The organism is Chryseobacterium tongliaonense (assembly GCF_041224435.1).
GTDB classification, from domain to species: domain Bacteria; phylum Bacteroidota; class Bacteroidia; order Flavobacteriales; family Weeksellaceae; genus Chryseobacterium; species Chryseobacterium tongliaoense.
On record NZ_JBGFFD010000013.1, the window covers coordinates 36814 to 63321 of the forward strand.

Annotated in this window: 22 protein-coding genes; 12 read left to right on the top strand and 10 right to left on the bottom strand. The window is 36.3% G+C overall.

Annotated elements, in window-relative coordinates:
- Positions 1-149 precede the first annotated feature (149 nt).
- On the bottom strand, positions 150-947 hold the full coding sequence (locus tag AB8P06_RS19305; protein ID WP_369844066.1) for a hypothetical protein: 798 nt from the start codon (positions 945-947) through the stop codon (positions 150-152).
- A 200-nt stretch (positions 948-1147) separates the two neighbouring features.
- Between AB8P06_RS19305 and glgP the strand changes: the two genes are divergently transcribed.
- Positions 1148-2815 (top strand): alpha-glucan family phosphorylase, encoded by a 1668-nt coding sequence (glgP, locus tag AB8P06_RS19310; protein ID WP_369844068.1) that lies wholly within the window; start codon positions 1148-1150, stop codon positions 2813-2815.
- A 149-nt stretch (positions 2816-2964) separates the two neighbouring features.
- On the opposite strand, the gene AB8P06_RS19315 is transcribed toward glgP, so the two are convergent.
- The gene (locus tag AB8P06_RS19315) at positions 2965-3150 is read right to left on the bottom strand and encodes a DUF6496 domain-containing protein (RefSeq protein WP_369844070.1); all 186 of its coding nucleotides are present in this window, start codon (positions 3148-3150) and stop codon (positions 2965-2967) included.
- Positions 3151-3162: 12 nt separating this feature from the next.
- On the bottom strand, positions 3163-3636 hold the full coding sequence (locus AB8P06_RS19320) for a hypothetical protein (protein ID WP_369844072.1): 474 nt from the start codon (positions 3634-3636) through the stop codon (positions 3163-3165).
- Between the two features lie 123 nt (positions 3637-3759).
- Here AB8P06_RS19320 and AB8P06_RS19325 point away from each other — a divergent pair, with 123 nt between their 5' ends.
- Entirely contained in the window at positions 3760-5889 is a 2130-nt protein-coding gene (locus AB8P06_RS19325) for a S9 family peptidase (protein ID WP_369844073.1), read from the top strand.
- A gap of 47 nt (positions 5890-5936) precedes the next feature.
- Here the strand turns inward: AB8P06_RS19325 and AB8P06_RS19330 are convergent, their stop codons facing one another.
- Together AB8P06_RS19330 and AB8P06_RS19335 are read right to left on the bottom strand one after the other, a co-directional pair.
- Complete coding sequence (locus AB8P06_RS19330) at positions 5937-6095, bottom strand: hypothetical protein (protein WP_369844075.1); 159 nt, start codon at positions 6093-6095, stop codon at positions 5937-5939.
- 132 nt (positions 6096-6227) lie between these two features.
- Positions 6228-6473 (bottom strand): DUF2281 domain-containing protein, encoded by a 246-nt coding sequence (locus AB8P06_RS19335; RefSeq protein WP_369844077.1) that lies wholly within the window; start codon positions 6471-6473, stop codon positions 6228-6230.
- 88 nt (positions 6474-6561) lie between these two features.
- Here AB8P06_RS19335 and AB8P06_RS19340 point away from each other — a divergent pair, with 88 nt between their 5' ends.
- The 6 genes from AB8P06_RS19340 (at position 6562) to recG (ending at position 15485) form a co-directional block, all read left to right on the top strand.
- Positions 6562-8217 (top strand): peptide MFS transporter, encoded by a 1656-nt coding sequence (locus AB8P06_RS19340; protein ID WP_369844079.1) that lies wholly within the window; start codon positions 6562-6564, stop codon positions 8215-8217.
- A gap of 135 nt (positions 8218-8352) precedes the next feature.
- Entirely contained in the window at positions 8353-10107 is a 1755-nt protein-coding gene (locus tag AB8P06_RS19345; protein WP_369844080.1) for a peptide MFS transporter, read from the top strand.
- 58 nt (positions 10108-10165) lie between these two features.
- Positions 10166-11170 (top strand): PDDEXK nuclease domain-containing protein, encoded by a 1005-nt coding sequence (locus AB8P06_RS19350; RefSeq protein ID WP_369844081.1) that lies wholly within the window; start codon positions 10166-10168, stop codon positions 11168-11170.
- Positions 11171-11176: 6 nt separating this feature from the next.
- A complete protein-coding gene (locus AB8P06_RS19355; protein WP_369844082.1) occupies positions 11177-12688 on the top strand; it encodes a peptide MFS transporter in 1512 nt (503 codons plus the stop codon).
- Between the two features lie 43 nt (positions 12689-12731).
- Positions 12732-13262 carry a thioredoxin family protein gene (locus tag AB8P06_RS19360; protein ID WP_369844084.1) on the top strand — a complete coding sequence of 177 codons (531 nt, stop codon included), beginning with the start codon at positions 12732-12734 and terminating at the stop codon, positions 13260-13262.
- 138 nt (positions 13263-13400) lie between these two features.
- Positions 13401-15485 carry an ATP-dependent DNA helicase RecG gene (recG, locus tag AB8P06_RS19365; RefSeq protein WP_369844086.1) on the top strand — a complete coding sequence of 695 codons (2085 nt, stop codon included), beginning with the start codon at positions 13401-13403 and terminating at the stop codon, positions 15483-15485.
- 607 nt (positions 15486-16092) lie between these two features.
- Here the strand turns inward: recG and AB8P06_RS19370 are convergent.
- The 4 genes from AB8P06_RS19370 to dapA form a co-directional block, all read right to left on the bottom strand.
- The gene (locus AB8P06_RS19370; RefSeq protein ID WP_369844088.1) at positions 16093-16539 is read right to left on the bottom strand and encodes a response regulator; all 447 of its coding nucleotides are present in this window, start codon (positions 16537-16539) and stop codon (positions 16093-16095) included.
- Entirely contained in the window at positions 16532-17113 is a 582-nt protein-coding gene (locus AB8P06_RS19375; RefSeq protein WP_034670567.1) for a helix-turn-helix domain-containing protein, read from the bottom strand. Before AB8P06_RS19375 ends, AB8P06_RS19370 begins: the two co-directional genes overlap by 8 nt.
- A 294-nt stretch (positions 17114-17407) precedes the next feature.
- Positions 17408-17911, bottom strand: a complete 504-nt coding sequence (locus AB8P06_RS19380; RefSeq protein WP_369844090.1) for a GNAT family N-acetyltransferase — start codon at positions 17909-17911, stop codon at positions 17408-17410.
- A gap of 144 nt (positions 17912-18055) precedes the next feature.
- Positions 18056-18928 carry a 4-hydroxy-tetrahydrodipicolinate synthase gene (gene dapA, locus AB8P06_RS19385; protein WP_369844092.1) on the bottom strand — a complete coding sequence of 291 codons (873 nt, stop codon included), beginning with the start codon at positions 18926-18928 and terminating at the stop codon, positions 18056-18058.
- 107 nt (positions 18929-19035) lie between these two features.
- Here dapA and AB8P06_RS19390 point away from each other — a divergent pair, with 107 nt between their 5' ends.
- From AB8P06_RS19390 to recO, 4 genes are read left to right on the top strand one after another with little or no spacing between them, the layout of a single operon-like run.
- Positions 19036-19788 carry a 5'-nucleotidase C-terminal domain-containing protein gene (locus tag AB8P06_RS19390; protein WP_369844094.1) on the top strand — a complete coding sequence of 251 codons (753 nt, stop codon included), beginning with the start codon at positions 19036-19038 and terminating at the stop codon, positions 19786-19788.
- On the top strand, positions 19788-20738 hold the full coding sequence (locus AB8P06_RS19395; protein WP_369844096.1) for a bifunctional metallophosphatase/5'-nucleotidase: 951 nt from the start codon (positions 19788-19790) through the stop codon (positions 20736-20738). The genes AB8P06_RS19390 and AB8P06_RS19395 overlap by 1 nt, the downstream gene beginning before the upstream one ends.
- Before the next feature lies 1 nt (position 20739).
- Positions 20740-23007, top strand: a complete 2268-nt coding sequence (porZ, locus tag AB8P06_RS19400) for a type IX secretion system anionic LPS delivery protein PorZ (RefSeq protein WP_369844098.1) — start codon at positions 20740-20742, stop codon at positions 23005-23007.
- Positions 23007-23693, top strand: coding sequence for a DNA repair protein RecO (recO, locus tag AB8P06_RS19405; protein ID WP_369844100.1), 687 nt, complete (start codon positions 23007-23009; stop codon positions 23691-23693). Before porZ ends, recO begins: the two co-directional genes overlap by 1 nt.
- A 93-nt stretch (positions 23694-23786) precedes the next feature.
- Here the strand turns inward: recO and AB8P06_RS19410 are convergent, their stop codons facing one another.
- Entirely contained in the window at positions 23787-26468 is a 2682-nt protein-coding gene (locus tag AB8P06_RS19410) for an MGH1-like glycoside hydrolase domain-containing protein (protein ID WP_369844102.1), read from the bottom strand.
- Positions 26469-26508 lie beyond the last annotated feature (40 nt).

A 26508-nucleotide genomic window follows, 5' to 3' on the forward strand; every position in this document is an offset into this window, starting at 1 on the left:
CATGTTTTATTAAAAATTAATCATAAATTAAATCAATACATAACACATATTTCAAATATAACTATAATTCAATTAAAAATAACAAAATTGTTAAATTATTGAATTATTTTAATAAAAAAGGTAGATTTATTATCGTATTAAAATTTGAGTTATTTAATACTCGTTATATTACCACAAAGGTTTTCAAGATGGAAAATCTTATGAAAAGGACTTTTAACCTCTTCCAGATGTTCTTTATCCTGGATAAAAGTATATCGTGATGCAATGGAATTCATATCGGAAACAATCACCAGCCAGCATTCGTCAACTGAGGTATCGTAATAAGGGAACTTTTCGTTTTTCTTTTCGATCAGTTCCAAAATCTTCTCAGAACAAAGCTCATCAAAAAGATTCATGCTGTATTCATGAGTAATGAACACATTTCTGCGATGAAAAGATTTTCTTACACTTTTTACACAGCCTACCGCTTTGTTTTTCTTAATGCTTTTATAGATACTGAGTACATTTTCCTGCTGCTCTTCAAGATGGTCAAACTTAATATTCGGGTGGAATTCTAAAAAATAAACACCACGATATTTCGTAGTGTCTTCTTGTTCTAATAATATTTCTGCCTGACGGAACATCTTGTTTAAATTACTTTCAACCTTCTTCATTTCCAGATGATTGATTACTTCCGTAAGCTCGATTCCTATTTTTTTGCCGTTGAATTTGGCGATAAAGTCAGGACTTTCGCAGGTAAGGTTTTCAAATTTAACTTCAGGGAAATGGTGCATAAAAGAATTAAGGAGTAAAATCTCAGACTTTTTTTTATATTTTTCCCTGTCGTGAAGCGGAGATTCGTCTATTGTACGGTGATACTTCTCTATCGGCTTTTTTTTCAAATGTCGATTCAGGTAATATAAGCTCAGATTTTTAATTAAATCTTCGTCGGAAAACACCTTTTTCATGACCGCTTTTTTAGAGTTGACAGATCGTACTGATATTCATCACTTCACTCAAGAAGTTTTTGATTATCAAAATTTTACACTTAAAGGTAAGCAAAAAAACTATTCAACAGATACTTTTAAAAATAATTTATCATATAATTAATGTAGAGTTTATTTTCATAATCAATACCTTTGCCCCTTCAAATATAAAACTGTGATTCATGGATTTTAAAAATTTTAAAATACCTTATAGCATCAATCCACAATACTCAAAAAGAGTTGCTTATTTTTCAATGGAATTTGCCCTTGAGCAGGTTTTAAAGATCTATTCCGGCGGACTGGGATTTCTGGCGGGATCTCACATGAGAAGTGCCTACAACTTAAAGCAGGATCTTATCGGGATCGGGATTCTTTGGAAATTCGGATATTATGATCAGGCAAGAAACCACGACCAGACTTTACAACCTGTCTGGACAAGAAAAATGTACAGCTTCCTTGAAGATACCGGAATAAAATTTCAGATTGAAATTCACAGTGCTCCGGTTTGGGTGAAGGTTTGGTACCTGGATCCTGAAATTTTCAATACGGCTCCTATGTTCTTCCTCTCAACAGATGTTCCGGAAAACGACCATATTTCTAAAACAATCTGCCATAAATTATATGACGCCAACGAATCTACAAAGCTGGCACAGTATATTTTACTGGGAAAAGGAGGTGCAAAATTATTGGATGAAATGAATCTTGAAAGAGATACTTATCATCTCAACGAAGCCCACGGACTTCCGGCCGCTTTTCATCTATTAAAAAAATACAACGGAGATCTCAATAAAGTAAAAGAAAAACTGGTTTTCACCACCCATACCCCTGAAGAAGCCGGAAATGAAAAGCATAACATGAGATTATGCTATGATATGTCCTATTTTTCAGGTTTCACGATGGAGGAAGTAAAAAGTATTGAAGGAGTTGATGATGACCGTTTTAATCATTCACTTTGCGCTTTGAAAATGGCAAGAATTGCCAATGGTGTATCCCGGCTTCACGGCGTTGTTTCAAGAGCAATGTGGAGTAAATATCCGGGAATCTGTGAAATCACTTCTATTACAAACGCTCAGGAATTTAAATACTGGTCTGATAAGCCTCTTTACAATTCCAAAGATGAAAATGACGAAACCGTTTTCGATTACCGTAAAAAACATCTGAAAAAGAGACTCTTCACCATCGTTGCCGATCAGACAGGTAATTTATTCAACCCGAATGTTTTCACAATTGTCTGGGCCAGAAGATTTGCAGGCTACAAGCGTGCAGATTTGCTTTTACATGATAAAGACCGGTTTTATAAATTATTAAACAATCCTAAATATCCGGTACAGATCATCTGGTCGGGAAAACCTTATCCGATGGATTATTCCGCCATTTCTACATTCAATACATTGGTTGAAGAAAGTAAAAATCATAAGAATATGGCTGTTTTAACCGGCTACGAACTTTCTTTAAGTAAATCTTTAAAGCAAGGTTCGGATCTGTGGTTGAATAATCCAAGAGTTCCGAGAGAAGCTTCGGGAACTTCCGGAATGACAGCAGCAATGAACGGTTCCGTAAATCTTTCTACAGATGACGGTTGGATCCCGGAATTTGCAAAACACGGGGAAAATTCGTTTGTCGTTCCAAAAGCAGATTATTTAAACATGAGCATTTATGAGCAGGATAATTACGATTTAAATAAATTATATGAAATCCTGGAAAATGAAATTCTGCCCACATATTATGATAATCCGGACAAATGGAGAAAAATCCAGCATAATGCAATGAATGATGTGAAAGACCAATTCAACAGTGATAGAATGGCTGATGAATATTACAGAGTTTTGTATGGTGAAGGAAAGAGCTAAAAGGTTAAATGGCTAAAAGTTAAATGGCGAATAGGCAAAAGGGTAAGAAAGTAAATAAGTGATTTAGCTTTTCAGAGATTTTACTTTTTTGCTTTTTTACCATTTCAAAAAAAATCCTGAAACATATGTTTCAGGATTTTTTTTGAAAGTTATTCCTTTTTCTTCTTCGGTACTTTCAATCCTTTTTCTCTGGCTTCAGAAATACCGATCGCCACAGCTTGCTTTTTGCTTGTCACTTTCTTTCCGGAAGAAGATTTTAATTTTCCTTCCTTGAATTCGTGCATTACTTTTCCTACTTTGTCCTGAGCTTTGTCTGAATATTTTGTCTTGCTCATGATATTATTTTTTTAAGATTTTGGTAAGGATACTCCTAATTCATACACTTTAGCGTGTTTCAAATATTTTGAACGCTCTCTGGATGTCACCGATTCCAGATGACCATTTTTAATCACAATAATCGGGTCTTCTATATTTTCAATTTCAAAATTGGCAAAATATCTTTCGTCCGGACTTGTTTTATCATTACGGGCTTTTATTTTCTGTAACTCATCAGCATATTTCCTGAATCCAGGGTCTGATGAATGGATAAATTTGTACTCATCACCTGCATCAACATAATAATGAAGTTTTTTTTCTACAAGTCCTGCATCATCTGTTATCTGAGGATTATCATTCCCATCTTTAAAACCTATTTCCACCAATGTTCCCCCTTTTTTATGGGCACATTCTTCAGCATCTTTAAAACTTGAAAAACCTGTATAAACGATCCGGTCATTCAAAACATAACGGTTCAGTTTCTGGTTGTATGCATTTGTTTCCATAATTATTATTTAATTTGATTTGTAATTATATCTATTCAATTTTTCTGCCAAAACAGGTATAAGAAAGCTTTTTTTCATGTATTTTGATAAAATTGTTATCTTTGAAATCCATTAAAATTAGAAATGAAAAAATTCTTATTAACGCTTACTGTTGCTGCTGCATTTCAAAACCTGTCAGCACAGGAAATTACCTTAGATAAAATATATTCAGGATATTACCGTGGAAAAGGCATTGCCGGAATTACTTCCATGAAAAACGGCGAAAATTATCTTGTTATTGAGCCAACCGGAATTGCCAAATATTCATACAAAACTTCTCAGAAAGAAGGAAATATCGTAGACGGCCAATATGAAAGCTATGAGTTTTCTGATGACGAATCTAAAATTCTTTTACTGAAAGAAAGTGAGCAGATTTACAGACATTCATTTTTAGGAAAATTTGATGTAAAGGATCTAAAATCCGGAAAAATAATCAGCCTGAATGACGGAAAAGCCGTTCAGGAACCGAGATTCTCCCCTGATGCAACGAAAGTAGCTTTTGTTTCTGAAAACAATTTATTCTATCAGGATTTAAATTCAGGGAAAATTACCCAGATAACCCAACACGGAGTTAAAAATAAAATTCTGAACGGATTGGCAGACTGGGTGTATGAAGAAGAATTCGGGCACGCAAGATTATATGAATGGACTAAAAATTCCGATGCTATTGTTTTCATTAAATTAGATGAAACTGAAGTTCCGGAAATTTATATTCCGATTTACGGGAAATCGCTTTATCCTAAAGAAATGCGTTACAAATACCCGAAAGCAGGAGAAAAAAACTCTGTAGTTTCGGCTCATATATATCTTTTGGATGGCGGTAAAAAAACAACAATCAATTTAGACAATTACAAACATTACTATATTCCAAACGTTGTTCAGACGGCAAAACCGGATGAAATTGTTTTAATTACTTCCGAGAGAATTCAGAATGCTTCCGATGTTTTAAAGGTAAATACAAAAACAGGTGCTGTTCAGAAATTATTTACAGAAACTGATGAAAAATGGATCGATACGGACAGCCCGACTTTAGAATTCCTGGAAGATGATTCTTTCCTTTGGGGTTCTGAAAGAGATGGAAACCGTCATTTATACTGGTATGACAAAGACGGCAAACTCAAAAAGCAGGTGACAAAAGGAAATTGGGAAGTAACAGATTATTACGGCTACAATCCGAAATCCAAAGAAATCTATGTTCAGACTACTGAAAAAGGAAGTATCAATAAAGTGGTTTCCAAGATCAATATCGAAAACGGAAAATCCCAGCTGATCTCTAACGCAGAAGGAAACAACTCTGCCAATTTCAGCAAAAACTATAATTATTTCATTGAAACTTCTTCTACTGCCGCAAAACCTTACACTTTTGTGTTAAAAGACGGTAACGGAAAAACAGTAAAGGAGCTTCAGAACAACAACGAGCAACTTCAAAAACTGAAGGCTGATAATTTCGTTGATAAAGAATTCATAACGATTCCAAACTCTGCAGGAGACCAGATGAATGCATGGATCATGAAACCTAAGAACTTTGATCCTAACAAGAAATACCCGTTATTTATGTATCAGTATTCAGGTCCGGGCTCTCAGCAGGTTGCCAATTCATGGGATCAGGGAAATGCTTTATGGTTCAATCACCTGGTTCAGAAAGGCTATATCGTAGCTTGTGTTGACGGGCGTGGAACCGGCTATAAAGGCGCCAAATTCAAAAAAGTGACTTATATGAATTTAGGGAAATATGAAGTCGAAGATCAGATAACAGCAGCAAAGTGGTTTGGAAACCAGTCTTATATTGACAAAAGCAGAATCGGTATGTTTGGATGGAGCTTCGGCGGCTATATGACGAGTTTAGCTATGACAAAAGGCGCTGATGTTTTCAAAGCCGGAATCGCAGTAGCCCCGGTAACCAACTGGAGATATTACGACTCAGTTTATACGGAAAGATTTATGAGAACTCCTCAGGAAAATGCCGACGGATACGACAAAAACTCCCCTACTGAATACGCCAATTTATTAAAAGGAAAGCTACTTTTAATTCACGGGACTGCTGATGACAACGTACATTTCCAAAATTCCATGGAATTCTCGGAAGCTTTGATTCAAAACAAAAAGCAATTTGATTTCATGGCTTATCCGGATAAAAACCACGGCATTTATGGTGGACAGACAAGACCGCAACTGTATCAGAAAATGACAGATTTTATTTTGGAGAATCTTTAAAATCATCACTCAATAATAAAAAAATCCGGCTCATTACAGTCGGATTTTTATTTTCTTTTTTTCCAGTTTTCAGGATCTCTGGAAGTATGGAAAACAGCGTATATTTCAATTAAATTTTCCTTTTCACTGTAAGAGTAATGAATTCCGTAGGGAAATTTTCTGAAGAAAATGATTCTGTTATGATCATATTTTAATTCAAAAGACAAAGGATTTTCTTTAATGTAATTGATTTCGAACGAAATTCTTTAATGAAATTATTCCATAACTCTTTATCAATTTTCTTGTACCAATCGTAGATTTCTTTTAAGTCTTGTTTTACAAAAGGGCTGTAGATTAATTTAATCTCCACTTTCCAAATCATTTAAATAATGATCCATTTCAGATTCAGAAACAAAGCTTTGCGGATTATTTTCAGCATAATTCACCCTGCGTCTTACCTCTTCCTTCTGCCATTCTGGAACTTCATCATGTTTTCTTTTAAAATGTTTCTGTTTCAAAAAATCGATAAAATCATTCACTTCTTCATAAAAATTTTCGGGAAGCGTTCTGATATTATTTTCTAAATCTTTTAATGTAATTTCCATTTTCTTCATCTTTATATGAGTCAAAGTTAATAAAATTCGATTATTGTTTTTTTAAATTTTATATTTGTGAAATTTGAAACTTGAAAATATGAAGACTAAACATCCTAAGGGATTGCCTTTCCTCTTCTTTACGGAAATGTGGGAGCGTTTCGGGTATTATCTGATTCTCGGAATTTTTGTTTTGTATGTGATTGAACCAACCGGTTTAAAAGGCGGACTTGGACTTCCCGACAAAACTGCAGATGACATTTTCGGAACCTATATCGCTTTAACTTATCTTACTCCTTTTATCGGTGGATTTTTGGCTGACAGAATTTTAGGATATATCAAATCGATTTATTTAGGTGGTATTTTGATGGCCGCAGGATATATCGGCATGGGAGTTTTTAAAGAATTACCCCTGTTTTACGGATCTTTAGCATTAATTATTATAGGAAACGGCTTTTTTAAGCCTACTATTTCTACTTTATTAGGAAACCTTTATTCTGAAGAACCATATAAAGCCAATAAAGATTCCGGCTACAACATTTTCTATATGGGAATCAATATCGGTGCATTTATCTGTAATATTATCGCCGCTTTCATGCGTAATAAATTCGGTTGGGGTGAAGCCTTCATCACAGCCGGCGTTGGGATGCTGATCGGAATGGTGATTTTTACCATCGGAAGAAAACACTACATTCATGCAGCACAGATGAAGCCTGTACAGGAAGGTGATACAAAGCTTTCTGAAATTTTAATCAAAGTTTTCCTGCCTGCTATTATTGCTGGAGCTATCGGCTGGTTTATCCCGGGAAATATTTTCGGAAGTGACAGCACCGATGCCTTTATTTTTGCCTGTATTCCTGTTATTTATTTTTATGCATCTCTTTATTTTAAAGCAAAACCGGAAGAAAAATCATCAATCGGAGCTTTGCTTTCAGTATTTTTAATCAGTATGTTTTTCTGGGCGGTTTTCAAACAAAACGGAACAGCATTAACGAGATGGGCCAATTATTATACGGACAGAAGTGTTCCTGCGTCCGTAGAAAAACCATTGGAAGGTATTTATATGGTTGACGGAAAAAGCTATGAGAACAAAGAAGTTCCTGTTTATGACGAACAGTTTCAGTCACAGAAAGATAAAGACGGAAACACAATTAAGGAGCAGGGAAAAGATGTTTATTTTAAAAATATTTCACCTGAGCAACGTGCAGAATTAGAAAAAAACCCTGAAAATAAAGTCTATTTATACAATACCGAATTATTCCAATCGATCAATCCGTTTTGGGTAATTGCTTTAACACCGGTTATTGTAGGCTTCTGGGCATTGTTAAGACGAAAAGGAAAAGAACCGCTGACCCCGACAAAAATTGTTTTGGGATTATTCATTTCCGGGTTATCGTGTTTAGTAATGGTATTGGCTGTGATGGCAGGAGATAACGGAGCCGTAAAGGTTTCTCCGTGGTGGCTGGTCGCAGGTTATGGGGTAATTACTGTGGGTGAGCTCTGTCTTTCCCCGATGGGACTATCTTTCGTTTCCAAGCTTTCACCGGCAAGAATTACGGCACTGATGATGGGTGGGTTTTTCCTTGCGAACTCCGTAGGGAATAAGCTTTCAGGAATCCTGGCAAGTACCTGGTACAGCTATGACAATAAAGTTAATTATTTCCTTGTCAACTTCGCTTTATTGATATTTGCTACATTATTAGGACTTTCAATGTTAAAAAGATTAAATAAAATCATGAAAGAAAAAGGCCATTAAACCTTTATTTTTTATAATGAATATAAGGCTGTAGATTCGTTCTGCAGCTTTTTTATTTAAATATAAAATTAAAACCTTGCCAAAAACTCAAAAAAAACTATATTTGCTAGTCTTAACAAAAATTAACAATAAAAAATGGATAATACTGAAGCATTAAGTCCGAAACCGGATGAATTTGTAGAGAACAAGGGTTCCAGACATCCAAAAGGATTATGGGTTCTTTTCGGAACAGAAATGTGGGAGCGTTTCAACTTTTATGGGATGAGAGCACTTTTGACGCTCTTTATGGTAAATTCCCTATTAATAAAAGAAGCTGATGCAGCGATCATCTATGGTGGATTTTTAGCTTTATGTTATCTGACTCCTCTTTTAGGAGGATTCATTGCTGATAAATATATCGGAAATAGAAATGCAATTTTAATTGGTGGATCATTAATGGCGATTGGTCAGTTTTTGCTTTTCATCAGTGCATCTACATTTTCCGGCAGTATAGGAAGTGCCAAGCTGATCATGTGGCTGGCCCTGTTTGTTATCATTTTTGGTAACGGATTCTTCAAACCTAATATTTCCTCAATGGTGGGTAGTCTTTATCCGAAGCAGGAAAAGTCAAAATTAGACTCTGCTTTTACCATCTTCTACATGGGAATCAACATCGGAGCTTTTTTAGGACAGTTTATCTGCCCGTATTTAGGTGACGTAAAAGATGCCACTACAGGAGTAAGAGATATATTTGCCTTCAAATGGGGATTCCTGGCGGCTTCTATGGCTATGATCATAGGAACGGTAACATTCTTTTTCCTTAAAAATAAATATGTTGTAACACCGGAAGGAAGACCTATCGGTGGATTACCAAAACACAATACAAGTGCAGATTTTGAAGAAGGGGAAACTCAGACTGCAAAATTCTCAGGCAAATTCTTAGCGTTTACAGGAATTATATTTGTTATTCTATTTTTTGCATTCAGATATTTACTGGTAGGTGAGTTTGGATTTAACTCCGTAGAAATGGGGCAGCTTATCAAAGGAATTATTTATCCTTTCATTTATGCAGCCGGTATTTCTTTAGCCTTTCTGATCATGAGTTCTGCAGAAAATAAGGTTGAAAAACAAAGAATCTGGGTGATCTATATTGTATCATTCTTTATCATTTTCTTCTGGGCAGCTTTCGAGCAGGCCGGATCTTCACTTACCTTTATTGCAGACAACCAAACAGACCGGAATATTTTCGGATGGAATATGCCGCCTTCAATGGTGCAGATTTTCAACGGAATCTTCGTTGTATTATTGGCAGTTCCGTTCAGTCTATGCTGGGATAAATTAAGAGCAAAAGGAAAAGAACCGGTTTCTCCGCTGAAGCAAGCTATCGGTTTGGCTTTAATTGCCTTAAGTTATTTCATTATCGCCCACAATGTAAAAGATCTTGGAAACTCAGGATTGTTAGCTATAAAATGGTTAATGCTTCTATATTTCATTCAGACTTGTGGTGAGCTTTGTTTATCTCCGATCGGTTTATCATTGGTTGGAAAATTGGCTCCAAAAAGATTTGCTTCATTATTATATGGTGTTTTCTTTATTTCTAATGCTGCGGGTTATGCGCTTGCAGGTTCATTGGGAGCGCTTATTCCGGCTACGGGTGATAAGTTTGAGAAAGCAGAAAAAATAGGGGTTAATCTTCAGGATGTTTTAGATAAAAAAGTAACCTTAACAGCTGATCAGGTTGCTGCATTTGAAAAAGCTCAGTTACCACTGCAAAACCCGACATTTGCAGGATTTGAAATCCACAATTTATTTGAATTCTTCATGGTATTTGTGGTACTTTGTGGTATTGCTGCTGTTATTCTGGCAGTAATTTCACCGATCTTAAAGAAAATGATGCACGGTGTAAACTAAGTGTATCAACAAAATACTTAAAAACCTCTGCTAAGTCGGAGGTTTTTTTTATTTTCGTATGATGGAAGTTTCTGAAGATTCTTTGTTCCAGTCCGTAAAGGAAATTATTAAACAGTCGCGCGAAAAGGTTTTTCGGATAGCGAATTCTACCTTATTGCTTACCTACTGGCAAATCGGACAGCTGATCGTAGAAGATGAGCAGAAAGGAAAAGAACGGGCTGCTTACGGAAAATATACGTTAAAGAATCTTTCTCAAAAATTATCTCTGGAATTCGGAAAAGGTTTTGACTATACCAACCTTTCCAATATGCGTAAATTTTATATGGCATTCCCAATTGTTGACACATTGTCTCAACAATTGAGCTGGTCTCATTACAGACTTCTTTCAAGTCAGGATGACAAAAATAAACGAAACTACTATCTCAATGAATCCATTCAAAATAACTGGAATGTCAGAGATCTGAAAAGGCAGATCAATTCTCTCGCCTATGAAAGAGTTCTGGAGCATAAAAAATCTTCCACTGAAAACATCCACAGTGTATTAAAAGATCCCTATATTTTTGAATTTTTAGGATTAAAACCTGATGAAAAGATTTCTGAAAAAGAAATTGAAACCGCTATTATTGATCACATCCAGAAATTTTTACTTGAATTCGGAAAAGGATTTGCTTTTGTCGCAAGACAGCAGCATATCTCTACAGACACTTCAGATTTTTATATCGACCTGGTATTTTACAACTATATTCTAAAATGTTTTGTCATCATCGATTTAAAAACAGGAGAACTTTCTCATCAGGACATCGGGCAAATCGATATGTATGTAAGGATGTACGATGATATAAAGCGAAATGAAGGAGACAATCCGACGATAGGAATTTTACTGTGTTCCGAAAAGGATGAAACCATTGTAAAGTATTCCGTGCTTAACGATAAAAACAATCTTTTTGCAAGCAAATATTTATTGTACCTCCCGAAAGAAGAAGAATTAAAAGAAATTATTGACCAGGACAGAATCCGTTTTGAACTGGATCAGAATAACAAAAACCCTAATAAACAATCATAAATCATTATGAGCTTAACTTTAGACGAAATACAAAATTTTAAAGGAAAATACCCGAAACAAATCTGGAGCCTGTTCTTTTCTGAAATGTGGGAACGCTTCTGTTTTTACGGAATGCGCGGAATGCTGGTTTTCTTCATGATCTCACAATTAAATTTTCATGAAAAAGAAGCTAACCTTCAATATGGTGCTACACAGGCGTTCGTATATGCTTTTACTTTTGTGGGCGGTCTTTTTGCCGATAAAATACTGGGATTCAGAAAATCTTTGTTCTGGGGCGGCCTTTTAATGATTGTGGGAAGTTTGATTTTAGCAACAGATCCACACAAGTTTTTCTTTTTAGGAATTGCTTTTACTGTTGTGGGAACAGGTTTCTTTAAACCGAATATTTCATCAATGGTAGGACAGCTTTACAAACCGAATGACTCAAGAGCCGATGCAGGTTTCTCGCTTTTTTATGCAGGAATTAACCTCGGAGCATTATTGGGCGGATATTTGTGTATTGCCATCGGTAAAGGAGAGATTCTCGAACATTTCATTCCTGAAGGAGCACGATGGAATATTGCCTTCGGACTGGCAGCTATTGTAATGGTTGTAAGCTTGATTAATTTTATATTTACTCAGAGAAGCCTTGGAACGATCGGGCTTCAGCCGGGACATCCTTTGGCAGAAGTAAAATCTGCACCGATCCCGAAATGGAAAGAATACGGCGTATATGTTCTGTCACTTGTTTTTGTCCCAATTATTATGATCATGGTCGCAAAAACAGAATATACAGACTATTTTATGTATACAATAGGGCCTCTTACCCTTCTTTATTTATTTTATGAAATGACTAAGGTAACACCTTCAGAACGTAAAAAACTTTGGGCAGCATTGGTTTTCATCCTGTTTTCCATCCTGTTCTGGGGAATTTATGAGCAAAGCGGAGGCTCATTAAGTATTTTTGCTGCCAAAAACTTAAACAAAGACCTTTTAGGATTAGACCCTAATGGAGTGAACAATTCCGGAGGTGCATTTTTCATCATTTTCCTGGCTCCGCTTATTGGATTACTATGGATCTGGCTGAATAAAAGAAAGATCGAACCAAACACGCTTATTAAATTCGGATTAGGATTTATTTTTCTGGGAATCGGTTATTATGTTCTGTTTGCCACAAGGCTTTTTGCCAATGCTGCAGGAATTACCTCTTTGAATTTCTTTACCATCGCTTTATTGGTGATTACTCTTGGGGAACTTTGTCTCTCCCCGATCGGGTTATCGATTATGACAAAGCTTTCCACGAAAAACCTGCAGGGAATGATGATGGGAATGTGGTTCCTTGCTTCTGCCTATGGACAGTATGTAGCAGGAATTATCGGGGCCAATATGGCTACGGCAAAAGCAGGCTCAACCAACTATGATGCTTTGATCACTTATACTGATGGATATAAACAATTGGGATTATATGCGGCAATTGCCGGTGTGGTATTAATTTTGATATCCCCGTATGTGAAAAAATTAATGCAAGATGTAAAATAAACGTAAGCTTATTATGCTTATTTTTATTAATAATTAAATTCTCATGAAAAAATTGATAAGCATAATAGCCCTGTTTTTAATAAGTTTCAGCTTTGCCCAGATCAAATGGATGAGTATTGATGAAGCTCTTAAAGCCCAAAAGCAAAACCCGAAAAAAATTCTTATTGATTTTTATGCAGACTGGTGTGGCCCATGTAAAATAATGGACAAAAAAACTTACGGACATGAAGTTATTGCTCAGATTTTAAATGAGAATTATTATCCTGTAAAGTTTAATGCCGAGGAAAAGAAAAACATCGAAATTTTCGGAAGAACATTTTCAAACCATAATACCGAGCAGAAAAAAGGGAAAAATTCACTGCATGAGTTTACTCAATATATGAATGTAGCAGCAGTCCCGAGTACAGTCTTTTTAGATGAAAAAGGTGACCCGATTACCATTCTGCAGGGAGAGTTATCGGCTAAAGAGCTTGAACCTTATCTTGAATTGATTTCAAAAGATATGTATAAGAAAATCCGTAGCCGGGAACAATGGGAGGATTATCAGAAAAAATTCAAGTCTAAGATTAGGTGACGATCCGGATTTACAAATAATGAATGAATAATTCATCAGACTTTCAATTTTTTTTGGAAGTCTTTTTTATTTTACCGAAATTCGAACCTTTGTTTTTTTATTCAAAATCAGGATCCCGAAACCGGTATTCCAGATATAATGACTTTAGAAACCTCCATAGAATACGTAAAAGGAATCGGTCCGGAAAAAGCCAAGCTCATTAAAAATGTGTTGGGAATTTCTACGGTGGAAGATCTTCTCAACTTCTACCCTATCCGGCATCTGGATAAAAATAAGGTCTATAAAATCTCCCAGCTTCAGGAAAGCAATCTTGAGATTCAGCTGAAGGGAAAAATAACCCTTGTCCAGGAAATTCAAACCGGAAAAACCAAACGTCTTACCGCAAAATTCAATGATGAAACCGGAACTATGGATCTGGTGTGGTTTCAGTATTCAAAATGGATGAAGGAACAGCTTCCCATCAATAAGGAAATTTATATTTTCGGAAAAATAAATGTTTTCAACAAGCAGTTTTCGATGCCTCATCCTGAGATCGAAATCGAAGAGAATAAAGAAAACGATAACCGTCTGAAACCGATTTATCCAAGTTCGGAAAAACTAACGAAATGCGGACTGAATCAGAAATTTTTCCAGACCATTCTGAGAAATATTTGTAAAGAAATCCCCAATCTCATCCAGGAAAATTTACCCGATTACCTCATGAAATCTTTTAATTTTTTTTCCAGGCAACATACGTATCTGAATATTCATTTTCCACAGAATTTAGAATATTTTGAAAAAGCCAACAACCGGTTAAAGTTTGAAGAATCTTTCTTTTTCCAGCTCGGTTACGGTTTAAAAAAGCTTCATCATAAAAGCCAGTCATTTGGAAATCCGTTTCCTATTGTAGGAGATTATTTCACCGGATTCTACGAAAATTATCTTCCGTTTGAGCTCACCAATGCACAGAAAAGAGTTTTAAAGGAGATCCGGCTTGATATGAAAAAACCTATTCAGATGAACCGGCTTTTGCAGGGTGATGTAGGTTCTGGAAAAACAATGGTAGCTTTACTTACCATGCTGATCGCTATGGATAACGGGTTTCAAAGCTGTATGATGGCACCTACCGAAATCCTTGCCCAACAGCATTATAACGGAATAAAAGATTTATTACACGAAACCAATATCAATGTCCGCCTTTTAACAGGCTCCACCAAAGCCTCTGAAAGAAAAATCATTCATGCAGAACTCGAAAGCGGAGAATTATCCATTCTTGTGGGTACACATGCTGTTCTCGAGGATAAAGTAAAGTTTAAAAATCTGGGTCTGGCCATTATTGATGAGCAGCATCGATTTGGGGTGGCGCAGAGGGCAAAACTCTGGGCTAAAAATAAAATCCCGCCCCATATTCTGGTAATGACCGCCACACCTATTCCGAGAACTTTAGCAATGAGCTTTTATTCTGATCTGGATGTTTCTGTAATTGATGAAATGCCGGTGGGAAGAAAACCGATCGTCACCGCTCACAGACGTGAAAAAGACAGGGTTTTTGTGTATAATTTCTGCCGGGATGAAATTAAGAAAGGAAGACAGGTATATTTTGTTTATCCTCTGATTGAAGAATCTGAGACCTTAGATTATAAAAACCTGATGGAAGGCCTTGACCAGGTGATGAATTCTTTTTCGGAATATAATGTTACCATGCTTCACGGGAGAATGAAGCCGGATGAAAAAGATACGGCAATGAATTATTTTGCTTCCGGAAAAGCGGAAATCATGGTGGCTACTACTGTGATTGAAGTAGGAGTAAATGTTCCGAATGCTTCTGTAATGGTCATTGAAAGTGCAGAAAGATTCGGATTGTCACAGCTTCATCAGCTAAGGGGACGTGTCGGACGTGGTGCGGAGCAAAGTTATTGCATCCTGATGACTTCGGATAAATTATCTACCGAAAGCAGAACCCGCATCAAGACGATGACCGAGACTAATGACGGGTTTAAAATTTCTGAAGTAGATATGCAGCTTCGCGGCCCCGGTGATATCCTGGGAACCCAGCAAAGCGGTGTTGTAGATTTTAAAAGACTGGATCTGGTGAATGATTCGGCAATTATAAAAAGTACAAAAAAAACGGTTGAAAAAATTCTTGAGGCGGATCCTCTTTTAAGCCGGGCCGAAAATCAGGTGATTAAAAACTATTACGTAAAGTATTATAAAGGAAAAAATAAATGGAGTAAAATTTCATAAAAAAACCGCGAAAAGAAATAATCTTTCCGCGGCCCCCTTATAAAACTGTTATTTAGAAGAAATTACTTTTGTTCTGATAAAAAATTTATTTAGTAGAACACTTAATATTTTGTGATAGGGTGTTTGAAAATATTTATATATTATTTGAATGACTGACTATTTTAAGCTACTACTAAATAAATTATGAAAAACAAAATGAACTATGTTTCCAACTTACTTATTATAAAAACTAACTGGGTCGTCAGAGGATGATTTTTATGAAACGAATATAACTTATTCCTCCAACTTTCGAGTTTTCATGATTGTACCGTTTTGTTTAAAGATCTTCTACGCTTAACATTGGAAATTCATATAATTCATTTTGTTTGACTAACATTGTGATTTATATAATTTAGTTTTCTAAAACAGAAATAATTGGCTTATCATTTACTGTTTTTTATATAGATAATTTGTGTTATCATTTTATATTACAAATTTGATCATTTACAATCAAAAAGTTTTTATATTATTATATTTAATCGTTATAAAATTTTCACCTAATTGTGAATATTATGTAATAAATACAAAACATTCAGTTAACATTAATTAATAAATTTCCCTTTATTCATCATACTTTCATGATAAAATTCTCTCTGTTCAGTCCTGAAGTATGATACTGCCAGTTGATAGCAATGATTTCTGAAATCACCTTTTTTAAGTCATTGTAATGCCCGGGCTTTTTCATATAAATATTGGCTCCTTTCACAAAAATATCCTCTACTTCGGCTTCAGACAGATCATCTGAATAAACAGCAGTAATCATATTGCTGAACCTGAAATCAATTTTAATTTCCTCAAGATATTCCAGGCTGTTTTTTTCAGGAAGATGGTAATCCATAAACAAAACTTCAGGAATAAGGGCTTCTTCGTTATTAAGATACTTCATCATATCTTCACCGTTTTGGAAAGACTGCACTTTAACCGGTATTTTTAATTCTTTCAATATGCTTTTAAAGAACACGAGATTTCCCTCATCGTGATCTGCAAGAATAACATTCAGATATTCTTTATTCATAAAGCATTTTAGTATTGATGATTATACTTTGTGCATTCCTTCTTTTTGTTATCAGCTTCTGAAACTGAGAAGGGGTAATACCTGTCGTATTCTTAAACTGTGTACTCAGGTGGGCAACGCTGGAATAATTAAGCTTATGCGCAATTTCGGTAAGGCTAAGCTTATTATTGATGATTAATTCTTTAGCATATTCTATTTTCTGAAGAATAATAAAGTTCTCTATGGAGGTATATGCTACTTCTGAAAATAGATTTGATAAATAACCATAGCTGTGGTTGAGTTTTTCGGCAATATAAATCGATGCTTTTACAGGAATTACATCATCCGAAAAAACCAGTTCTACAATAGCATCTTTTATTTTCTGTACCAGAGTTGTCTTCTGGCTTTCGATAATTTCAATGCCATAATCTTCAAGGTTTTTCTTGAAAGTGGTGTGCTGCTCTTGAGTAAATGATTCATAAAATTCTACCTCACCAAAGTTCAGCAAGCGGTATTTCAAGCCTTGTTCTTTAAGTTTCTCATCCAATACCTTCTTGCAAAGTGCATTGAAATCAAATTTTACATACATTTTCATCCTGATATAAGTGTGTCTAAATTTTAAGTAAATATAGTACTTTATTTCATAACAAAGTGAAATAGGGAAAAAAAATGCATTTACCTAATAAACGCAAAAAACTCCTGCATTATTGAATACAGGAATTTAAACACTAAGGATGAAAAAAATATACTGATCAAAGCTTTTGACAGCTTACAACCAAGCATATGAATGTATTGTTATTAAGTGATTTGGTTCTGATACAAAGATCAATCAAAAAAACACATCACTTGTTATAGAATTATAAGATAATGTTATAGAATTTTAAGTCAATTATTTGTGAATTATCAACTCCATTAAATAGTCATCCATGAAAAAATTATTTCCAATATCAAAAACCCCTTCATCATAGACTTTATATCCCTGTGATTCATAAAATTTCCGGGCATCATTATATTTATTTACATTCAGGATAATTCTTCCGTCACCGTTTTCTGCAACTTTTTCAGCCAGAAAGACAAGCGCTTTTTTTCCCAATCCTTTTCCTTTACTTTCAGGAACGAGATAGATGCGGTGAAGTTTTGTAGTCTGGTTTTCATAAGCATGCTCGTAGCCGATAAAGCCGTCAAATGAGCCTGTAACTTCATCTACGATCAAATAATAATGATAATTCGGATTTTGCAAGTGATCCGAAATCTCCTCTGCAGAATACATTGTACTCAGCATATACTCCATCTGCTCACCGGAAAGTATTTCAGCATAAGCTTTTTCCCAGGATCTTCTTGCCAGTTCCTGAATCATTGGAATATCTTTTTCCGTTGCTATAATTAATTTCATGATTTTCTGATTAAAAAAAAGTGAAAAGCCGGAACCTTTCACTTTATTATTTTAAAATATTTTAATGTCAATGATGAATGGTCAATTTAATTTATCATAAAATTCCCAATCCATTTGCCCGGCAAAATTGACGATTCATTTTACTTAAATATTTGCCATTTCAGCTTTGATCTTGGCATACAATCCTTCTGATGCAGCTACAAGAGGAAGCCTCAAATAGTTTTTAATGATTCCTTTTTCTGCTAAAATAACTTTAATTCCGCAAGGGTTTCCTTCTGCAAAAATCAAACGGGTAATTTCAACCAGTTTATTATGAATTTCATATGCTTCCTTTACTTTCCCTTCAAAAGCCAGCTGTACCATTGTGGAAAATTCTTTCGGATATCCCTGTCCGATTACAGAAATCACACCGTTCCCGCCTGCTAAAGTTACCGGTAACGTATATTCATCATCTCCTGAAACCAGGGAAAATCCTTCAGGCCTTTTTCTTAAAATATCAAAATACTGAAGAATGTTTGGTGCCGCTTCCTTAATCATGAATAAATTAGGGAATTCTTTTGCCAGACGAATAGTGGTATCTGCCTCAACATTCTGCCCTGTTCTGGAAGGCACATTATAGATAATGATATTTTTACCGGTGGAAGCCAAAGCTTTGTAATGCTGATAAAGCCCTTCCTGATTAGGTTTATTATAGTACGGAGATACAGAAAGTACGGCTTCAAAAGCTGAAAGATCCGTCTCTTCAATTTGCTCTTTTACTTCAAGGGTATTGTTTCCTCCAATTCCAAGTACTAAAGGAAGGCGTTTACTATTTACCTTTATGATATGATCTATTACCTGTTTCTTCTCTTCAGCAGAAAGTGTTGCAGCTTCCGCTGTAGTTCCCAATACTACTAAATAATTGGTTCCGTTCTCGATATTATATTCAACAAGTTTGGTTAAACTGTCAAAATCAACGGATAAATCTTCATTAAAGGGTGTTACCAAAGCGACACCTACTCCTTTTAAAATGCTCATCTGTTAGAATTATTTTCCCCAAATTTAATAATTTAGACCAAGAATTTGTAATAAAAAATAATGTTTTATTATACATATAATTATATTTGCATATACTAAAAGAAATTATGAAAAATAAATTCTTATTATTAGGAATTATACTGATTTCGTTAACCTCTTGTAAAACAACTTTACAGGTGGCTAATGTGCAGCCTCAGAAAAACATTTCTATTAATAAAGAGCTGAAGAATGACGAGGAGTTTGTAAAAGTTATTGAGCCCTACAAGCAGAAACTGGATAAGGAGATGAATCAAAAAATCTCACATACCAGTGTAGACCTTACCAAACAGGGTGATAACAGCAATCTGGGAAATCTTTTAGCAGATTACACCTTCGATGGAGCGGATGAATGGGCAAAAAGCCATCTTCAAAAAAATGTAGACGCCGCTCTGATCAATATCGGAGGAATCCGTACTACGATCGGTAAAGGAGATATTCTCCTGAAAAGCGTGTTTGAAGTAATGCCTTTCGAAAATGAAGTGATCATTGTAAAAATGAAAGGAGCCGATTTACAGGGTCTTTTTGATTATTATGCAAAAACCCAGGTGAATAATCCGGTTTCGCATTTATATATTGAAACCAATAACGGGCAGTTATCTAAAACACTGATCAATGGAAAGGCCGTAAATCCTGACCAGGATTATTATATTGCAACTTCAGATTATCTGGCATTGGGTGGTGATAATATGAAATTCTTTTCAAAAGGAGAAGCCATCCCAACCGGAATTAAATTAAGAGATTTATTCATTGATTATTTCAAGAAAAACTCTGAAGTGGTTCCGAATACAGATATTCGTTTAAATTTTACCGGTAAGAAATAATGAATAGAAAAAGTTTTTTAAAAGCAATAAGTGGCGGAACCCTGGCTATGGCCTTGGCTCCGAATATGATGATGGCGGAAGATTTATCATTCAATGGTTTAAAATCTGCAAATAAACTTACTTTACTTCATACCAACGATCAGCACAGCAGAATAGAGCCTTTTGATGAAAGCTATACCAAAAATCCCAACCAGGGTGGCTTTGCAAGAAGAGCAAGCCTGATTCAGCAGATCAGAAGCCAGGAAAGCAATGTTTTGTTGCTGGATTCAGGTGATATTTTCCAGGGAACTCCTTATTTTAATTTTTTCGGAGGCGAGCTGGAATTTAAATTAATGTCAATGATGAAGTATGATGCCTCCACCATGGGAAATCATGATTTTGATAACGGGCTTGACGGATTTTTAAAGGTGTTGCCGAATGCCAAATTTCCGTTTATCTGCTCCAATTATGATTTTAAAAACACCATTCTTGATGGCAAAACTTCACCATATAAAATTTTCAACAAAAACGGGATCAGGGTCGGAATTTTTGGAGTAGGTATCAAGCTGGACGGGCTTGTCGGGAAAAAGCAATATGCCGAAACCGTATATTCAGATCCTGTAGAAGTTGCCCAACACTATTCCAACTTTCTGAAAAATGAGCAGAAATGTGATCTTGTCATCTGTTTATCCCACATCGGATATGATTATAAAGACGAACCTAATAAGGTAAGTGATAAAATTTTAGCAGCCGGCACAGAAAATATTGATATCATTCTGGGCGGGCACACCCATACTTTCTTACCGGAACCCCAGACATTTAAAAACCGGCAGAATAAAAATGTCCTGGTCAATCAGGTAGGCTGGGCTGGGCTTCTTTTGGGCAGAATAGATTTCTATTTTGACACCCATAAAAACATACAACACATTTCGTGGAACAATCAGGTTATAGACAGCAGTATAATAGCGTAATATGAAAAAACTCCCCATAATTTCCCTTGGTATTTTAGCATCCCTGCAGTGTGCAAATGCACAGACGATTTCTTCAAAAAAATGGTCCGATTTATTTTCTTACAACAATGTTCTGGCAATGAAAGAAGATAATGGAAAAATAGTGGCTGCAGCAGAAAACGGGATCTTCTATTATACCATTTCAACAGGTGAAATTACGAAACTGTCCAAAGCCAATGGCTTGCATGAAGTACAAATAACCGCTTTTGATTATAATCCCCAAACCAAAATAGGTCTTATAGGATATCAAAACGGTTCCATGGACGTTGTTTCGCCGGATGGAGTTACTTATATTGTTGATATTCCGATTGCAACCGGATATAACGGGAGCAAAAAAATCAACCATGTCTCTATAACAGGAGATAAGGCTGTAGTATCAGTAGGATATGGAGTATCAATCTTTGACCTTAAGAAAAAAGAATTCGGGGATTCTGCTTTCTTCCTTACGGCAGGGGTTTATGAACCAAGCAATGAAGCGACAATTGTAGGCAACAAGGTATATTCGGTAACGAATACAGGCCTTAAAAGCCATGAAATGAATACCACTTTTCCGGTATTTACAACATGGTCAACCGATGTGCCGGGAACATTTACCCATATAGATTCGGAATCGGTACTTTCTTTTTCTTCTGCCAATACTGCTTATATTTTTAACAACGGTGTTTCCACTCCCCTTTCACAGACTTTCGGAAGTGTAAAGGATGTCGTAGTGACGGCCAATAATATCATTGTAACCGATCAAAACAGGATTTACACTTTCAATACCAACGGAAATTACAGTGGTACGGTAAGCTTCGGTGAAGAATGCAATACAGCAACTTCTGCCGGTGGAAAAGTCTATGGCGGAACCGTATTGTCAGGAATTAAGGATGAGGCTAATAACAGCTATAAACCTGATGGCCCTTACTTCAATTATGCCTATAAAATAAGCCTGTACGGTGAAAATCAGCTTCTGGTTTCCAGCGGAGGCCGTGAAGCGAGATATAACACAGTTCTGTTAAATCCAAAAAATCCGGGCTTTTATTTCTTCAACGGGCTTGAATGGATCTATCCTTCAATGTTTGTAGGAAGCACAACCCAGTTCAACGTTTTAGATGCCATTGCCAATCCGAGTAATACGGATGAAGTTTTCTTCAATAATTATAACAATAATGTGGGTCATGGTGTTTATAAAATGAAGTACAATTCTGGAAGTAAAGATTTTGACCTGGTAAAATACTATGACCTCGGGTCTCCGAATAATTTTGCACGCCGTCCCGTAGGTTTTGTATATGACGACCAGAATAACCTCTTTGCAACGATGTCATTTATGGATGGCGGATCAATGGGGATTGCTGCCTACGATAAGGCAACGGATGAATTTCTGATCAAAAATGTCGGAATTTCGAGTGATGCCGTTCAAAAGCCTGTTTTTCATGAAAAATTACTCTGGATTCCTCTGGCAAGAACCAATAATTTCCTGGCGTACGATTATAAGGGAACAGTGAATATTTCTGATGATGTACCCTATCTTTTAAGCCAGTCCAACGGTTTTTCAGCCAATTCCGTAGGAACAATTTCTGTAGCAATTGATAAATCCGGTGATGCATGGATCGGCACGGATGCAGGATTAAGAATACTAAGCAATGCGGCATCAGCCATCAAAGATCCGAACCCGCAGGTGAATCCTGTTATTATAGAACAGAATGGCCTTGGAGAAGAGCTTTTCAGAGATTCTGCCATTTTGCAGGTGGAAGTAGATGCAGGAAATCATAAATGGGTTTCTGTAGACGGTGGTGGTGTATATTATCTTTCTGCAGACGGACAGCAGACGATCAAGCATTTTACAAAAGAAAACTCTCCGTTGCCTACCAACAGTATCACTGATATTAAAGTAGACCGTAAAACCGGAAAGGTATATTTTGTAACGTATAGCGGTATCGTAACGTATCAGGGTGATGTAGCTGACGTAACTTCGAATTTCGGAAATGTACTGGTATATCCGAATCCTGTTGTTTATTCCAATTTCAAAGGAAAAGTAACCATCAAAGGTTTGGCAGAAACAACGAATATCAGAATTACCGATACTGCAGGAAACGTAATTCATTCTGCAGTAGCAAGAAGTGGTTATTACGAATGGGATCTTAATAATCAGAGAGGAGCAAGAGTGGCTTCAGGGATTTATTTTGTCCTGATGACCAATGAAGACGGCTCCGATAAAGCTACTGCGAAAATAGCTGTGGTTAATTAATGAATTCACAAAAAGGATTTTTACTTTCATTCATAAAATACGGTGAAAATGATGCGGTTCTGCATTGTTTTACGGAAGAAGACGGCTTTCAGACTTATTTTCTTAAAGGTATTTATGCTAAAAGGAATAAGAAGAAAGCTCTGCTGCTGCCTTTAAGCCAACTTAGCTTTTCCATTCACCCAGGAAAAGGAAATGGTATTCAGTCTGTTTCAAGATTCGAACTGGTCAAAAACAATGATATCTACACCGATGTTAAAATGAATACGGTTATTTTCTTTGTTTCGGATTTTTTAAATCAGATCCTAAGGAATGAGGACAAAAATATAGCCGTTTTTTTCGGTATTGATGAGTTTATTGAAGAACTGTCCCTGGAAAACTACCAGTCTCATCTTGTTTTCCTGATTAAGATCTTAAAAATTCAGGGAGTTGCCCCTTTGGTTAACGCAGGAAAATACCTCGACCCGGAAACAGGAATTTTCACCACCGGTTTAACGCATCAGTTATTCAGTGAAGAGATTTCCTCGATCTGGAAAAATATTTTGTCATCAGAAAATCCATATCAGATCAGGATTCATTCTTCCAAAAGAAAAGATTTCCTGGATAGTCTATTGGTTTATTACCATTATCATATTACGGATTTTAAGATCCCGAATTCCCTGGAGGTTATTCAGCAGATATTTGAGTAGCTGGAAGGGCGAAAAGGCTGAAAAGCTAAATAGCGAAACTGTAAAATCGCAAAATCGTAAAATTGCTTTTTTTGCCTTCGGCTTTTTTGCTTTTCAGCCTTTTACTTTCTCACCATCCTGTTTTTCAGCTTCCTCAGGCATTTCCGTTTCAGATTTAGCGATTTCTTTCTTGGAGAATCTTGGCTGAAGAATTTTTGCGATAAGTCCCGTCCAGCCGGTCTGATGGGAAGCCCCTACTCCACGTCCGCTGTCCCCGTGAAAATATTCATAAAACAGAATGTAATCTTTAAAATCCGGATCAGACTGGAACCTTGGATACTGACCGTTGAATGGACGGTTTCCATCTTTATCTTTTAAAAATATTGCGGATAGCCTTTTACTTAATGCATCGGCAATCTGATCTAAATTGAGATAATTTCCGCTTCCTGTAGGATATTCGACCATAAAATCCGGGCTGTAATAAAAGAAAAAACTCTGCAAACTTTCTATAATTAAAAAATTAATCGGAAACCAGATCGGCCCACGCCAATTGCTGTTTCCCCCGAAAAGACCGCTGTCACTTTCAGCCGGAGTATATTTTACAGTAAAATCCACTTCGTTTAGGCTGATCGTATAAGGATTATTTTCATATTCTTTAGACAGGGCACGTACTCCGTAATCACTTAAAAACTCATCAAGGTTAAGCATTCTGTTGAGTAATCTTTTCAGGCGATGTCCCCGTAAAAGCGATAATAAATGTTTTGAATCCTGCCCTTTTACCTCCCAATGGGAAACAAGAGCAGCGAGTTCAGGCTTGTTTTCCAGTACCCAATTCATTCTTTTCTTAAAATTGGGAAGGTTTTCAATCATCTCGTCATCGATTACTTCTACCGCAAACATCGGGATCAAGCCAACAATCGTTCTCAACTTGAGATACATATGGCTTCCGTCGCCGGATGAGATGGCATCATAGAAAAATTCATCTTCTTCATCCCAAAGGCTGAAATTTTCGTCGCCCATATTATCCAGAGAATGTGCAATGGAAAGGAAATGTTCAAAAAATTTCATCGCCATTTCTTCATACACATTGTTGTACAGGGCCAGTTCCAGGGCAATTCTCATCATATTAAGAGCAAACATGGCCATCCAGCTTGTTCCGTCTGACTGTTCCAGTTGCTCACCATTGGGAAGCGGCATATTCCGGTCAAAGATTCCTATATTATCCAGTCCTAAAAAGCCGCCCTCAAAAATATTGTTCCCGTTGTTGTCTTTTTTATTCACCCACCAGGTAAAATTCATCAGTAATTTTTGAAAAGCACTTTCGAGGAACTGCAAATCGGGTTTTTCTTTTAAATATTCATCAATTTTAAATACCCTGAAAACCGCCCATGCATGTACGGGAGGATTCACATCGCTCAAATTCCATTCATAAGCCGGAAGCTGCCCGTTGGGATGCATATACCATTCGAAGAGGAAAAGTTTCAGCTGATGTTTGGCAAAATCCGGATCGATAAGTGAAAAACTTATGGTATGGAATGCCAGATCCCAGGTTGCATACCACGGATATTCCCATTTATCGGGCATTGAAACGATATGCTCATTATTAAGATGTTTCCAGTCGTAATTCCTGATCCTTTCCCGGGATTTCGGAGGCGCTACTTCTGCGGGGTCACCTTTCAGCCATTTTTCTACATTGTAATGGTAAAACATTTTGTTCCAGAGCATTCCGGCAAAAGCCTGTCTCTGAATCATTTTTTCATCATCTGATGTAATCCCGGCCTGAATATCTGCATAGAAGTCGTCCGATTCTTTTTGTCTTTGATTAAAAATCTCATCAAACCCTTCAAAAGGCTGTAGCAGGTCTTTATCAGAAATCCTGAATTCCAGGACTTTGGTTTCCTCTGCTTTAAAATTTTCATCGATAAGGAAGGAAGCTTTTGTACCGATATCTTTTGCATTAACGGCTGATGAATTTCCATTGATCACAAAATCATTGATACCGTCTTTACAATACCTTGATGGATTCGGGGATTGATAGAGCTTTTCACAATTGGTTTCATTATCGCAAAACAAGGTCTTTAAAGATTGTCTGGCATATACATTTTTGATTTCAAGGTCTTTATGGTGTACTTCGATACGGGTTGCTTCTTCTGAACCGAGCTGTGGTTTATAAGTATCATATCCCCAGCTCCACGTATTCCTGAACCAAACGGTCGGTAGGATGATAAGCTGGGCTTCTTTTTCAGATTTATTAATGATGGTCAGCTTTACTAAAATATCATTCTGGCTTTCTTTTGCGTATTCAATAAAAATATCGAAGTATTCATTTTCATCAAAAATGCCGGTATCGATCAGCTCATATTCGGGCTCGTTTTTATTTCTTTCTGCATTTGTTTTCAGCAGATCTTCATAAGGAAAGGCATTCTGCGGATATTTATACAACATCTTCATGTAAGAATGGGTAGGTGTGGAATCGAGATAATAAAAATACTCCTTCACATCTTCTCCATGGTTTCCCTGCCCATTGGTAAGGCCAAAGAAACGCTCTTTAATTATTTTATCTTTCTTATTCCAGAATCCCACAGAAAATACAAGCTTCTGAAGATCGTCACAGATCCCACAGATTCCTTCTTCTCCCCATCTGTAGGCTTTTGATTCGGCAATATCATGATTGGTATAATTCCATGCATCTCCGTTGGCGCTGTAATCTTCCCGCACCAGTCCCCATTCTCTGTTGCTTACATAAGGTCCCCATTTTTTCCATGAGAGGTCTGAGAGTCTTTCTTTTTCAAACATTTTTTTGAGTTATAAGTTAAGAGTGATGAATTATGAGTTA